The 12945-nt window shown below is 59.5% G+C and carries 14 protein-coding genes and 1 tRNA gene; 9 read left to right on the top strand and 6 right to left on the bottom strand.

Annotation, left to right across the window (positions count from 1 at the left end; genetic code table 11):
- The first annotated feature begins 19 nt into the window (after positions 1-19).
- Positions 20-325: a YkgJ family cysteine cluster protein gene (locus tag F8N49_RS08565; RefSeq protein WP_024014290.1), complete on the top strand. Its 306-nt coding sequence runs from the start codon at positions 20-22 to the stop codon at positions 323-325.
- A gap of 133 nt (positions 326-458) precedes the next feature.
- Here the strand turns inward: F8N49_RS08565 and F8N49_RS08560 are convergent, their stop codons facing one another.
- From F8N49_RS08560 to hemA, 6 genes are all read right to left on the bottom strand, one after another.
- Positions 459-977 (bottom strand): acyloxyacyl hydrolase, encoded by a 519-nt coding sequence (locus tag F8N49_RS08560; RefSeq protein WP_041480001.1) that lies wholly within the window; start codon positions 975-977, stop codon positions 459-461.
- Positions 978-1088: 111 nt separating this feature from the next.
- Positions 1089-1880, bottom strand: coding sequence for a glutamate racemase (murI, locus tag F8N49_RS08555; RefSeq protein WP_122747842.1), 792 nt, complete (start codon positions 1878-1880; stop codon positions 1089-1091).
- The gene (locus F8N49_RS08550; protein WP_151551148.1) at positions 1873-2628 is read right to left on the bottom strand and encodes a molybdopterin-synthase adenylyltransferase MoeB; all 756 of its coding nucleotides are present in this window, start codon (positions 2626-2628) and stop codon (positions 1873-1875) included. The genes murI and F8N49_RS08550 overlap by 8 nt, the downstream gene beginning before the upstream one ends.
- The gene (prmC, locus tag F8N49_RS08545) at positions 2622-3452 is read right to left on the bottom strand and encodes a peptide chain release factor N(5)-glutamine methyltransferase (protein ID WP_041480004.1); all 831 of its coding nucleotides are present in this window, start codon (positions 3450-3452) and stop codon (positions 2622-2624) included. Before prmC ends, F8N49_RS08550 begins: the two co-directional genes overlap by 7 nt.
- Entirely contained in the window at positions 3453-4535 is a 1083-nt protein-coding gene (gene prfA, locus F8N49_RS08540; protein WP_016773210.1) for a peptide chain release factor 1, read from the bottom strand. It lies immediately after the preceding gene.
- Positions 4532-5818, bottom strand: a complete 1287-nt coding sequence (gene hemA / locus F8N49_RS08535) for a glutamyl-tRNA reductase (protein WP_151551147.1) — start codon at positions 5816-5818, stop codon at positions 4532-4534. The genes prfA and hemA overlap by 4 nt, the downstream gene beginning before the upstream one ends.
- A gap of 182 nt (positions 5819-6000) precedes the next feature.
- Here hemA and F8N49_RS08530 point away from each other — a divergent pair, with 182 nt between their 5' ends.
- From F8N49_RS08530 to ychF, 8 genes are all read left to right on the top strand, one after another.
- A complete protein-coding gene (locus tag F8N49_RS08530) occupies positions 6001-7725 on the top strand; it encodes a tetratricopeptide repeat protein (protein ID WP_041480005.1) in 1725 nt (574 codons plus the stop codon).
- Between the two features lie 3 nt (positions 7726-7728).
- A complete protein-coding gene (gene lolB / locus F8N49_RS08525; RefSeq protein ID WP_151551146.1) occupies positions 7729-8346 on the top strand; it encodes a lipoprotein insertase outer membrane protein LolB in 618 nt (205 codons plus the stop codon).
- Positions 8347-8349: 3 nt separating this feature from the next.
- The gene (gene ispE / locus F8N49_RS08520) at positions 8350-9201 is read left to right on the top strand and encodes a 4-(cytidine 5'-diphospho)-2-C-methyl-D-erythritol kinase (RefSeq protein ID WP_122611794.1); all 852 of its coding nucleotides are present in this window, start codon (positions 8350-8352) and stop codon (positions 9199-9201) included.
- A gap of 37 nt (positions 9202-9238) precedes the next feature.
- A tRNA-Gln gene (locus tag F8N49_RS08515) sits at positions 9239-9313 on the top strand.
- Between the two features lie 45 nt (positions 9314-9358).
- Entirely contained in the window at positions 9359-10300 is a 942-nt protein-coding gene (locus F8N49_RS08510) for a ribose-phosphate pyrophosphokinase (RefSeq protein ID WP_003171603.1), read from the top strand.
- Between the two features lie 141 nt (positions 10301-10441).
- Positions 10442-11044: a 50S ribosomal protein L25/general stress protein Ctc gene (locus F8N49_RS08505; RefSeq protein ID WP_151551145.1), complete on the top strand. Its 603-nt coding sequence runs from the start codon at positions 10442-10444 to the stop codon at positions 11042-11044.
- A gap of 171 nt (positions 11045-11215) precedes the next feature.
- Positions 11216-11800 (top strand): aminoacyl-tRNA hydrolase, encoded by a 585-nt coding sequence (pth, locus tag F8N49_RS08500; protein ID WP_016773203.1) that lies wholly within the window; start codon positions 11216-11218, stop codon positions 11798-11800.
- 22 nt (positions 11801-11822) lie between these two features.
- Positions 11823-12923: a redox-regulated ATPase YchF gene (gene ychF, locus F8N49_RS08495; protein WP_016773202.1), complete on the top strand. Its 1101-nt coding sequence runs from the start codon at positions 11823-11825 to the stop codon at positions 12921-12923.
- Positions 12924-12945: the final 22 nt, after the last annotated feature.

The following is a 12945-nucleotide window of genomic DNA, read 5'->3' as shown; positions in this document are numbered from 1 at the left end:
ACTGCCTTACACTGCCACGATGAAAACCATCCCTCACACACAAATCGCCGAACCGGCGGTCACCTGCTCGACCTGTGCGGCGTGCTGCTGCCAGCTCGAAGTGATGCTGATCACCGACACCGGCGTGCCTGATCGCTTTATCGATACCGATGAATGGGGCGGCGAAGTGATGCTGCGTCTGGACGACGGCTGGTGCGCGGCACTGGATCGCGACAGCATGATGTGCACGATCTATGAACGACGCCCGCTGATTTGCCGCGAGTTTGAAATGGGCGCGCCGGAGTGCATCGAAGAGCGCCGGGGAATTGCTACAGCCTACCGCTGATTTCTTTGACGGCGCAGAAACAACTGTGGGAGCGAGCCTGCTCGCGAAGGCGGTGTGTCAGCCACCATTTGAATTGACTGACACTCTGCTTTCGCGAGCAGGCTCGCTCCCACGTTGGTTCCGCGTAGGCGGATTACAGCGGCATTGTGTAATGCAGCGCGTAGCTTTCTACACCATCGTTGTCGCTGGACAGGCCGGCGTTGGAGTAGTGCGTGGCGCGGATGCCGACTTCGTGGCCGCCGTTGAAACGCAGGCCGACACCGATGCGGTCTTCAAACTGGAAGGAGCCGCCCAGGTTGTTGCTTTCGTATTCGGTGTTGGAGAAGAACGCCACGCCGATACCCGCTTCCACGTATGGCTTGACCGACTGACCGGCAAACTCGTAAACGAATACAGGCGAGAACGACAGGCTGTTGTTGCTGGAAGTCTTGTCACCTTCCCAGTACGTGTAGGCACCGCTCCAGTAGCCGGTCAGGCGACCCACGTCGCTCTGCAGCCAGCTCTTGTCCCAGTCGAAATTCATGCCTAAGCGATACGTCATTGTCGAATCGCTGGTACCGCCGACGGCGAATTCAACGCCAGCGGCTTGTGCAGTAATGCTTTGCCCCATCAGTGCGGCCGCAATCGCGGCCAAGCAGAATAGTCGCTTCACTTTGAAACTTCCTTTTCCGGAACGATCGTTTGGTTTTTAGTTGCTGCTGTCGCTATAGAAATCCGCGCTTGGTCAGAAGTTCAGCGTTTTTTTAGTTATTTCACATTTTTTTTACAAGTCGAAGTTTTGCACATTCGACGCAGTTTGGCCCAGCAACGGTAGGATTTTTCTGAGAGATTGCGGATCGCCGCTGGTCCAGAACTTCACCGGCTGGCTCGGACGTTGCGCCAGCAGATCACGCTCGGCGAGCAAGCGTTGCAACTGCCGGGCCACGGCATCTCCGGTATCGATCAGGCTGACATCGTCGGCGATCATCGACCTGAGTAGCGGCTTGAGGAAGGGATAATGGGTACAGCCAAGAATGATCGTGTCGCAGTTTTGCGCCAGCAATGGAGCGACGTAACCTTGCAATAAAGTGCGTAATTCGGCGCTGTGCAGATCACCCGTTTCGATCAGTTCGACCAGTCCCGGACAGGGCTGGGTGATGACTTTTATGTCAGCCGCGAAGCGATCGAGCAACGCGGCAAACTTCGCGCTCTGCAATGTGCCGGTCGTGGCCAGGACGCCAACCACGCCGCTTCGTGTGGCCGCTGCGGCCGGTTTGACCGCCGGTTCCATGCCGACAATCGGCCAGTCGGGGAAATCGCGACGCAGATCGGCAACCCCCGCCACGGTCGCGGTATTGCACGCCAGCACCAAAGCTTTGGCCCCCTGCTCGCGAAAAAACCCGGCCATCACGCTGCAACGCTCGCGGATGAATTCCGGGGTTTTCTCGCCGTAAGGAATGTTCCCGCAATCGGCGACATAAAGCAGCGATTCGTTGGGCAGCAAGCGCTGGATTTCGCCGAGGACCGACAAGCCGCCGACCCCGGAATCGAACACGCCGATCGGCGCTTCACGCATGGCGGGCGCCACAGACGCTGCAGCCCGGATCGCGCTTGACGCGAAGCTCACGGAATCGCGAGCCCAAGGCATCGATCAACAACAGTCGCCCCACCAATGGTTCACCAAAGCCGACCAGCACCTTCAACGCTTCCAGCGCCTGCAAGCTGCCAACCAGACCGACCAATGGCCCGACCACGCCGGCCTCGCTGCAGGTCAGTTCGGCTTCACTGCCGTGACCGTACAGGCAGTGGTAGCAAGGGCTCTCGGCACGCCGAGGATCGAACACCGACAATTGCCCTTCCAGACGAATTGCCGCGCCACTGACCAGCGGCTTGCACGCGGCAACACAGGCGGCATTGACCGCCTCACGGGTAGAGAAATTGTCCGAGCAATCGAGCACCAGATCCACCGCCGCCACCGCTGCGGCGAGAGAATCGGCGTCCAGCGCCTGACGATGGGCGACCAGTTGAATCTCGGGATTGATCGCGCCCAGGCGCTTGAGCGCCGAGTCGACCTTGGACATGCCGACACTGTCGGTGTCGTGAATGATCTGCCGTTGCAGATTGGTCAGATCGACCGTGTCGAAATCCGCCAGATGCAATTCGCCGACGCCCGCCGCTGCCAGATATAACGCCACCGGTGCGCCGAGGCCGCCGAGGCCGACGATCAGCACGCGGCTGCCTTTGAGCTTCAGCTGCCCGTCGATGTCGATGTGTTGCAGCAGAATCTGCCGGCTGTAGCGCAGCAATTCCTGATCATTCAGCACGGCAGGCGCCCCAGACTGATGCGTTGATGGCCGCCCAGATCGGTGCGGCTGTGGACTTCTTCAAAGCCACGGGTAAGCAGCAGATCACGCACGGCTTCGGCCTGATCATAGCCGTGTTCGAGCATCAGCCAGCCGCCGGTTTCAAGATGATCCGGCGCCTGCGCAACAATCAGGCGCAGATCATCGAGGCCATCTTCACCGGCGACCAGCGCACTGGCCGGTTCGAAGCGTACATCGCCCTCGACCAGATGCGGATCGGCGGCGGCAATGTACGGCGGGTTGCTGATGATCAGTTGAAAGCGCTGGCCTGCAAGTGCGCTGAACCAATGGCTGTTCAGCACCGTAGCGTTGTTCAGGTGCAGACGCTGGCGATTGCGTTCGGCCAGGGCCACGGCTTCAAGCACACGATCCACGGCGGTGACTTTCCACGCCGGCCGTTCGCTGGCCAAGGCCAAAGCAATCGCGCCACTGCCGGTGCCCAGATCAAGAACCTTGGCCGGAGTTGCCGGCAGCAGCTCAAGGGCTGCCTCCACCAGCAATTCGGTGTCAGGACGCGGAATCAGCGTGTGCGGCGCGACTTCCAGATCCAGCTTCCAGAAGCCCTGCTGGCCGAGAATGTAGGCCACCGGCTCGCCACTGCGGCGGCGTTGCAGATATTCGGCAAAGGTCAGCGCAGCCTCGCTCGGCACGATGCGCTCGGGCCAGGTGTGCAGGAAGCTGCGCGACTTGCCCAATGCGGCGGCCAGGAGCAATTCAGCGTCCAGACGCGCAGTCGGCGAGTCCGGCAACTCGGCAGCGCGCAACAGGCTGGCGATGATGGTCATTTATTCACCTATCGCTGCGAGTTGGTCAGCCTGATATTCGGCGAGCAGCGGCTCGATCACGGCTTCGACGCCACCGGCGAGAATTTCATCCAGGGAATACAGGGTCAGGTTGACGCGATGGTCGGTGACCCGGCCCTGGGCGTAATTGTAGGTGCGGATACGCTCGGAACGATCGCCGGAGCCGACCAGCAACTTGCGCTCACTGGCAATCGCGTTGGCTGCCGCTGCGTTCTGCTGATCGTTGAGTTTTGCCGACAGCCACGCCATCGCCCGGGCACGGTTCTTGTGCTGGGAGCGTTCTTCCTGACACTCGACGACGGTGCCGGTCGGGATGTGGGTAATGCGGATCGCCGAGTCGGTGGTGTTGACGTGCTGACCACCGGCCCCGGAGGAACGGTAAGTGTCGACACGCAGATCCGCCGGGTTGATCTCGATGGCTTCGCGCTCGTCCGGCTCGGGCAATACCGCCACGGTGCAGGCCGAGGTGTGGATCCGGCCCTGGGATTCGGTGGCCGGTACGCGCTGGACGCGGTGTGCGCCGGACTCGAATTTCAACTTGCCGTAAACGTTGTCGCCTTCAATGCGCGCGATGACTTCTTTATAGCCACCGTGTTCGCCTTCGTTTTCCGAGAGGATCTCGACGCGCCAGCCACGCCGCTCGGCATAACGCGAGTACATGCGGAAGAGGTCGCCGGAGAAGATCGCCGCCTCGTCGCCACCGGTGCCGGCGCGAATTTCGAGGAAGACGTTGCGCCCGTCATTCGGATCTTTAGGCAGCAGCATGCGCTGCAGATCGGATTCCAGCGTGACCAGCAACTCCTTGGCTTCGCGAACTTCTTCCACGGCCATTTCGCGCATGTCCGGGTCGTTGTCCTTGAGCAGCGCCTGCGCGCCTTCAAGATCGCTTTGTACGCCGAGCAGCTTTTTATAGGCGGCCACTACCGGTTCGAGTTCGGCGTACTCCTTGGAATAGGCGCGGAATTTGGCCTGATCGGCAATGACTTCACCGTCGCCGAGCAGCGCGGTCAGTTCCTCGAAACGGTCCTGGAGAATGTCCAGCTTGTTGAGCAGTGACGCTTTCATTGCGGTTTTTTATCCGAAAAACTATCCGGTGAGCCCTCAAGGGCAAAGAGTTCCTGGGCCATGGCCAGCGCATCGAGGCGGCCTTCGGCAGACAGCTTTTTCAACTGCACGCTGGGCGCATGCAAGAGTTTGTTGGTCAGGCCACGGGCCAGTTGCCCGAGAACGTCTTCGGCGTTGCCGCCGTTGGCCAGCAGACGCAGGGCTTTTTGCAATTCCTCGTCACGCAAGCGCTCGATCTGTTGACGATAGGCCTTGAGCACATCGACTGCCGCCAGTTCGCGCAAGCGCACCATGAAATCGTCGGCGCCGACCGAGACCATCTCCTCCGCCGCTTGCGCAGCGCCCTGGCGGCTCTTGAGGTTCTCGGCGACCACTTCGTGGAGATCGTCGACGCTGTACAGATAAACGTCGTCGAGCTCGCCGACTTCCGGTTCGATATCCCGCGGTACGGCAATGTCGACCATGAAGATCGGCTTGTGCTTGCGCAGCTTCAGCGCACTTTCCACCGCGCCCTTGCCGAGGATCGGCAGCTGACTGGCGGTCGAACTGATGACGATGTCGCTGCGCACCAGCTCCGCCGGAATGTCCGAGAGCAGCACCGCGTGGGCGCCGAACTGTTCGGCCAGTTGACTGGCGCGCTCCAGCGTGCGGTTGGCGACGACGATGCGCTTGACCCCCAGCTCATGCAAATGGCGCGCGACCAGCGTAATCGTCTCGCCGGCACCGATCAGCAGCGCCTGGCTGCGTTGCAGATCGCTGAAAATCTGTTTCGCCAGGCTCACTGCGGCAAACGCCACCGACACCGGGTTCTCGCCAATCGCGGTATCGGTACGCACTTGCTTGGCGGCATTGAACGTCGCCTGGAACAACCGCCCCAGCAGCGGACCGATGGTGCCGGCCTCGCGGGCCACGGCGTAGGCCGATTTCATCTGACCGAGAATCTGCGGTTCGCCCAGCACCAGCGAGTCGAGCCCGGAAGCGACGCGCATCATGTGACGAACAGCCGCATCGTCTTCATGCACATAGGCACTGGCGCGCAGCTCGTCCAGGCTCAGATGGTGATAATCGGCCAGCCAGCGCAGCACGACATCGGCCGACAGCTGATCCTGTTCTATATAAAGCTCACTGCGATTGCAGGTGGAGAGGATCGCGGCTTCGCGGCTGTCGGTCAGCCGGCAGAGCTGCTGCAAGGCCTCCACCAACTGCTCAGGGGTAAAGGCCACGCGCTCGCGGACGTCTACTGAAGCAGTCTTGTGGTTAATACCGAGTGCAAGGAAGGCCATTCAAGGTCGCTGGTGGTGACGTGAAGCCGGCAATTGTCCTACTTCGAAAGATTCAGAACAACTACCGCTGACTATTGTCCCAATCGTCAGCCCCTATAATGGCCACAATTGAGTCTCGGTTATGTTTGGCCGAAGGCTTGTGTCATGATGATCCGACCGCAGGTTAGTCGTCCTCTTCCTATATGAATAGATCTTCCGCGTTGCTCCTCGCTTTTGTCTTCCTCAGCGGCTGCCAGGCCATGGCGCCCGTTGCGCCGGACGGCACCCCGCCGGTCGAAGACACCACGCCCGCACCTGAAAAGCCCAAGGTTTACGGCTCATTCAGCGAGGAAACCGTGTTCAGTCTGCTGAGCGCCGAACTCGCCGGCCAGCGCAATCGTTTCGACATTGCCCTGGACAATTACGTGACCCAGGCCATCAACACCCAGGATCCGGGCGTCTCCGAGCGGGCTTTCCGCATCGCCGAATATCTGGGCGCCGATCAACCGGCCCTCGACACCGCGCTGATCTGGGCCCGCAACGCTCCGGACGATCTCGAAGCGCAACGCGCCGCTGCCGTGCAACTGGCTCGCGCCGGGCGCTACGACGACTCCATGGTCTACATGGAGAAAGTCCTGCAGGGCAAGGGCGACACCCATTTCGATTTCCTTGCGTTGTCGGCGGCCGACACCGATCAGGAAACCCGCAACGGTCTGATGAAAAGCTTCGACCGTTTGCTTGAGCGCCACCCGAACAACAATCAGCTGATTTTCGGCAAGGCCCTGCTGTTGCAGCAGGACGGCGACAATCAAGGTGCGCTTACTCTGCTTGAAGACAATCCGCCGGAAGACGGCGAAATCGCACCGATCCTGCTGCGTGCGCGCCTGCTTCAGTTGCTCAACCGTGGCGACGAAGCGCTGCCGCTGTTACAGAAAAGCATCAGAAAATACCCGGAAGACAAGCGCCTGCGCCTGACTTACGCGCGCATGCTCGTCGAACAGGACCGCATGGACGACGCCAAGGCCGAATTCTCCACCCTCGTTCAGCAATACCCGGAAGACGATGAACTGCGTTATTCGCTGGCGCTGGTGTGCCTGGAAGCCAAGGCGTGGGATGAGGCCAAAGGTTATCTGGAAGACCTGATCGCTCGCGAAAGCCACGTCGATTCAGCGCATCTGAATCTCGGCCGGATTGCCGAAGAGCGCAATGACCCACAAGGCGCGCTCATCGAATACGCTCAGGTCGGTCCGGGCAATGACTATCTGCCGGCACAGCTGCGTCAGGCCGATATCCTGATGAGCAACGGCAAAACCGCCGAAGCGCAGAGCAAACTGGCGGCCGAGCGTGACGAGCAGCCCGATTACGCGATCCAGCTGTATCTGATCGAATCGGAAAGCCTCTCGGCCAACAAACAGGACGACAAGGCCTGGAAGGTTCTGCAACAAGCGCTGCAGAAGTATCCGGACGATCTCAATCTGCTTTACACCCGCGCCATGCTCGCGGAGAAACGCAATGATCTGGCGCAGATGGAAAAAGACCTGCGCCTGATCATCAAGCGCGACCCGGACAACGCCATGGCGCTGAATGCGCTGGGCTACACCTTGTCCGATCGCACCACCCGCTACGCTGAAGCGAAAACGCTGATCGAGCAGGCGCACCAGATCAATCCGGAAGACCCGGCGGTACTCGACAGCCTCGGCTGGGTGAACTATCGCCTGGGCAATCTGGACGATGCGGAGAAATACCTGCGCCAGGCGCTTGAGCGTTTCCCCGACCACGAAGTCGCCGCGCACCTTGGCGAAGTCCTCTGGGCCAAGGGCAATCAACGCGAAGCCAAACAAGTGTGGGGCAAGTTCCTCAAGGATCAGCCCGACAGCACCATTCTGCGCAGCACCATCAAGCGCCTGACCGGATCCGAGAATCTTTAAACCATGCTTTTGCGCCACGTTATTGTTTTCAGCTTCATCGCCCTGCTCGCCGGCTGCTCGGGGTTCGGCACTCGCGAATCGGTCGAGGGCCACGGCAGCCCGGCCCAGTGGGCGGCAAACAAACAGCAACTGACCGGCCTCGATGGCTGGCAGATCGACGGCAAGATCGGCATCCGCGCGCCGAAGGATTCCGGCAGCGGCACGCTGTTCTGGCTGCAACGTCAGGATTACTACGACATTCGCCTGTCCGGCCCGCTGGGTCGTGGTGCGGCACGGCTGACGGGGCGTCCGGGCAAAGTATCACTGGAAGTCGCCAACCAGGGCCGCTACGAATCGCAATCTCCTGAAGCCCTGCTCGAAGAACAGCTGGGCTGGAAATTGCCGGTATCCAATCTGGCTTGGTGGGTTCGTGGCCTGCCCGCGCCGGAAAGCAAGAGTCGCTTGAACCTGGACGCCGACAGTCGTCTGGCCAGCCTTGAGCAGGACGGCTGGAAAGTCGAATACACCGCCTACACCGAACAGAATGGTTACTGGCTGCCCGAGCGCATCAAGCTGCACGGCACCGACCTCGACGTGACGCTGGTGATCAAGACCTGGCAACCGCGCAAGCTGGGGCGATAAAGCATGACCGCTGCACGCCTGACCCTGCCCTCGCCGGCCAAACTCAACTTGATGCTGCACATTCTCGGTCGCCGTGAAGACGGTTATCACGAATTGCAGACGCTGTTTCAGTTCCTCGATTACGGCGATGAAATCACTTTCGCCGTGCGCGATGACGGCGTGATTCAACTGCACACCGAGTTCGCCGGCGTGCCCCACGACAGCAACCTGATCGTGCGCGCAGCGAAAATGTTGCAGCAACAATCCGCCTGCGCGCTCGGCATCGACATCTGGATCGACAAAGTCCTGCCCATGGGCGGCGGCATTGGCGGCGGCAGCTCGAATGCGGCGACGACCCTGCTCGGGCTAAACCATTTGTGGCAACTGGGCTGGGATGAAGATCGCCTGGCGGAACTGGGCCTGTCACTCGGTGCCGACGTACCGGTGTTCGTCCGTGGCCATGCAGCATTTGCCGAGGGCGTCGGCGAGAAACTGACCCCGGTCGAACCCGAAGAACCGTGGTATCTGGTGCTCGTGCCGCAAGTCGCTGTTAGTACGGCAGAAATTTTTTCCGATCCTTTGTTGACACGTAACACACCGCCCATTAAAGTGCGCCCCGTTCCCGAGGGAAACAGTCGAAATGACTGCTTGCCGGTGGTAGCAAGGCGTTATCCAGAGGTACGTAACGCATTGGATTTGTTAGGTAAATTTACCGAAGCAAAGCTCACCGGAACTGGAAGTTGTGTGTTTGGGGGCTTCCCAAGCAAAGCTGAAGCTGATAAAGTCTCGGCCCTTCTGACAGAGACCCTTACAGGGTTTGTAGCGAAAGGAAGCAACGTTTCGATGTTGCATCGCAAGCTGCAAAGTCTGCTCTAAAGGAATCAAGTGCCCGGCACTTGAAAGCAACAGATACAGGGGCGTCGCCAAGCGGTAAGGCAGCAGGTTTTGATCCTGCCATGCGTTGGTTCGAATCCAGCCGCCCCTGCCATTTTCTCTACTCATCCAGGTTACCCTCAGCCTCTAGGTACTGCGCGTGTCCAAGATGATGGTCTTTACGGGGAATGCCAACCCCGATCTGGCTCGGCGTGTCGTACGTCAGCTGCATATCCCTCTCGGTGACATCTCTGTCGGCAAGTTTTCCGACGGCGAAATCACAGCCGAGATCAATGAAAACGTTCGCGGTAAAGACGTCTTCATTATTCAGCCGACCTGCGCTCCGACCAACGATAACCTGATGGAACTGGTAGTGATGGCTGACGCCTTCCGCCGCTCCTCGGCTACTCGTATCACTGCTGTTATTCCTTATTTTGGTTATGCCCGTCAGGATCGCCGTCCGCGTTCCGCACGTGTGGCTATCAGCGCGAAAGTCGTTGCTGACATGCTTACCGTAGTCGGCATCGACCGTGTTCTCACGGTTGATCTGCATGCTGACCAGATTCAGGGCTTCTTCGATATTCCGGTAGATAACATCTACGGCTCCCCGGTTCTGGTGGATGACATCGAAGATCAGCGCTTCGAAAACCTGATGATCGTGTCCCCTGACATTGGTGGCGTCGTGCGTGCACGGGCTGTTGCCAAGTCGCTGGGCGTCGATCTCGGGATCATCGACAAACGCCGTGAGAAAGCCAATCACTCTGAAGTGATGCATATCATCGGTGATGTCGAAGGGCGTACCTGTATTCTCGTCGATGACATGGTCGATACCGCCGGCACCCTGTGCCACGCGGCCAAGGCCCTGAAAGAGCATGGCGCAGCCAAGGTCTTTGCCTACTGCACACACCCTGTGCTGTCGGGCCGGGCCATTGAGAATATCGAAAATTCCGTGCTGGACGAGCTGGTGGTGACGAACACCATTCCGCTGTCCGCTGCAGCACAAGCCTGTGCACGTATCCGTCAACTGGATATCGCACCGGTTGTTGCCGAAGCGGTTCGCCGCATCAGCAATGAAGAATCGATCAGCGCGATGTTCCGTTAAGGGCCCTGCCCTTCGCGAAATGTCTCGTTGACGAAAAGCGCCCCGCCCCGGCATTCCTGTCGGGGCGGGGCTTTTTTGCCCATACCGTGTTCGGCGCTGGTCGCAAACGCCACTCGGTCATGGCTATTTTGGAGATACAGAATGAACGATTTTACTCTGAATGCTGAAGTGCGTTCCGACCTGGGGAAAGGTGCGAGCCGCCGCCTGCGTCGTCTCGCCGCTCTGGTTCCAGCTGTTGTTTACGGTGGCGACAAAGCCCCTGAATCCATCAGCATGCTGGCCAAAGAAGTTGCCAAACTGCTCGAAAACGAAGCGGCTTACAGCCACATCATCGAGCTGAACGTTGGTGGCACCAAGCAGAACGTCATCATCAAGGCTCTGCAGCGTCACCCGGCCAAAGGCCACGTGATGCACGCTGACTTCGTACGCGTTGTTGCCGGCCAGAAGCTGACCGCCATCGTGCCTGTGCACTTTGTTGGCGAAGAAGCTCCAGTCAAGAAAGGCGGCGAAGTTTCGCACGTTGTTGCCGAGATCGAAGTTTCCTGCCTGCCAAAAGATCTGCCTGAGTTCATCGAAGTCGACCTGTCGAAAGCAGAAATCGGCACCATCATTCACCTGTCGGACCTCAAAGCTCCTAAAGGTGTTGAGTTCGTTGCTCTGGCACACGGCGATGACAAGGCTGTTGCCAACGTCCACGCTCCACGTGTAGCTGCAGAACCTACCGAAGAAGGCGCAGCAGAGTAATTCACTCTGTCATGCCGGAGTGAGCAAGTAACATCGCGGACTGGAACGTAGCGAGAAAGCGGGCGAGAACGCGGAGTTTACATCCATGGTAAATGAGCATTTTTCGTCCACTTTCGCCGCTTTCCCTGATCGCGGCGATGTTATCCACCACTCCAAGGAAGGGCCCCTATCGTGACTGCCATCAAACTGATCGTTGGCCTGGGAAATCCAGGCGCTGAATACGAACAGACCCGGCATAACGCAGGGGCCCTTTTTGTTGAGCGCATCGCCCACGCACAGAATGTGAATCTTGTGGCCGATCGCAAATATTTCGGCCTGACCGGGCGCTACTCGCATCAGGGTCAGGATGTTCGTCTGCTGATTCCCACCACTTACATGAACCGCAGCGGCCAGGCCGTGGCGGCACTCGCCGGTTTCTTCCGCATCAAGCCTGAAGAAATCCTCGTGGCGCATGACGAACTCGACTTGCCTCCGGGCGTTGCCAAGCTCAAGCAGGGCGGCGGCCATGGCGGTCACAACGGGTTGCGCGACATCATTGCGCAACTGGGCAATCAGAATACGTTCTACCGCCTGCGGCTTGGCATCGGCCACCCGGGCGTTGCCAGTATGGTTTCAAATTTCGTCCTGGGTCGTGCGCCACGCGCCGAACAGGAAAAACTCGATGCCAGCATCGACTTTGCCCTCGGCGTGCTGCCGGATATCCTCGCCGGGGAATGGAACCGCGCGATGAAAAACCTGCACAGCCAGAAGGCCTGACTTTTACCCGAGGGGAAACACCATGGGATTCAATTGCGGCATCGTCGGCCTGCCTAACGTCGGCAAGTCCACCCTGTTCAACGCCCTGACCAAATCCGGTATCGCGGCGGAGAACTTCCCCTTCTGCACCATCGAGCCGAACAGCGGCATCGTGCCGATGCCTGATCCACGTCTGGAAGCGCTGGCGGCCATCGTCAATCCCAAGCGCATCCTGCCGACCACCATGGAATTCGTCGACATCGCCGGCCTCGTCGCCGGCGCCTCGAAAGGTGAAGGCCTGGGCAACAAGTTCCTGGCCAACATCCGCGAAACCGACGCTATCGCTCACGTGGTGCGCTGCTTCGAAGACGACAACGTGATCCACGTGTCCAACAGCGTCGACCCGAAACGCGACATCGAAATCATCGACCTGGAACTGATCTTTGCCGACCTCGACAGCTGCGAGAAGCAACTGCAGAAAGTCGCGCGCAACGCCAAGGGCGGTGACAAGGACGCCGTGGTTCAGAAGGCTCTGCTTGAGCAACTGATCGCGCACTTCACCGAAGCCAAACCGGCGCGCAGCCTGATGAAGAACATGAGCGCGGATGAGAAAGCCGTGATCAAGGGCTTCCACCTGCTGACCACCAAGCCGGTCATGTACATCGCCAACGTTGCTGAAGACGGTTTCGAGAACAACCCGCACCTGGACGTGGTCAAGGCCATCGCCGAAGAAGAAGGCGCCATGGTCGTTCCGGTGTGCAACAAGATCGAAGCGGAAATCGCCGAGCTCGACGACGGCGAAGAGAAGGACATGTTCCTCGAGGCTCTGGGCCTGGAAGAACCTGGCCTGAACCGCGTGATCCGCGCCGGCTACGAAATGCTCCACCTGCAGACCTACTTCACCGCCGGTGTCGAAGAAGTCCGCGCCTGGACCGTCAAGGTCGGTGCCACCGCACCACAGGCCGCTGGCGTGATCCACACCGACTTCGAAAAAGGCTTCATCCGCGCCGAAGTCATCGCCTACAACGACTTCATCCAGTACAAAGGCGAAGCCGGCGCCAAAGAAGCCGGCAAATGGCGTCTGGAAGGCAAGGATTACATCGTCAAGGACGGCGACGTGATGCACTTCCGCTTCAACGTCTAAGCAACAGCCGGGCAAGAAAAAG

The sequence above is a fragment of the Pseudomonas sp. GXM4 genome, from assembly GCF_008923895.1.
Lineage (GTDB): Bacteria > Pseudomonadota > Gammaproteobacteria > Pseudomonadales > Pseudomonadaceae > Aquipseudomonas > Aquipseudomonas atacamensis.
This window is presented reverse-complemented; position numbering and strand designations above follow the sequence as displayed.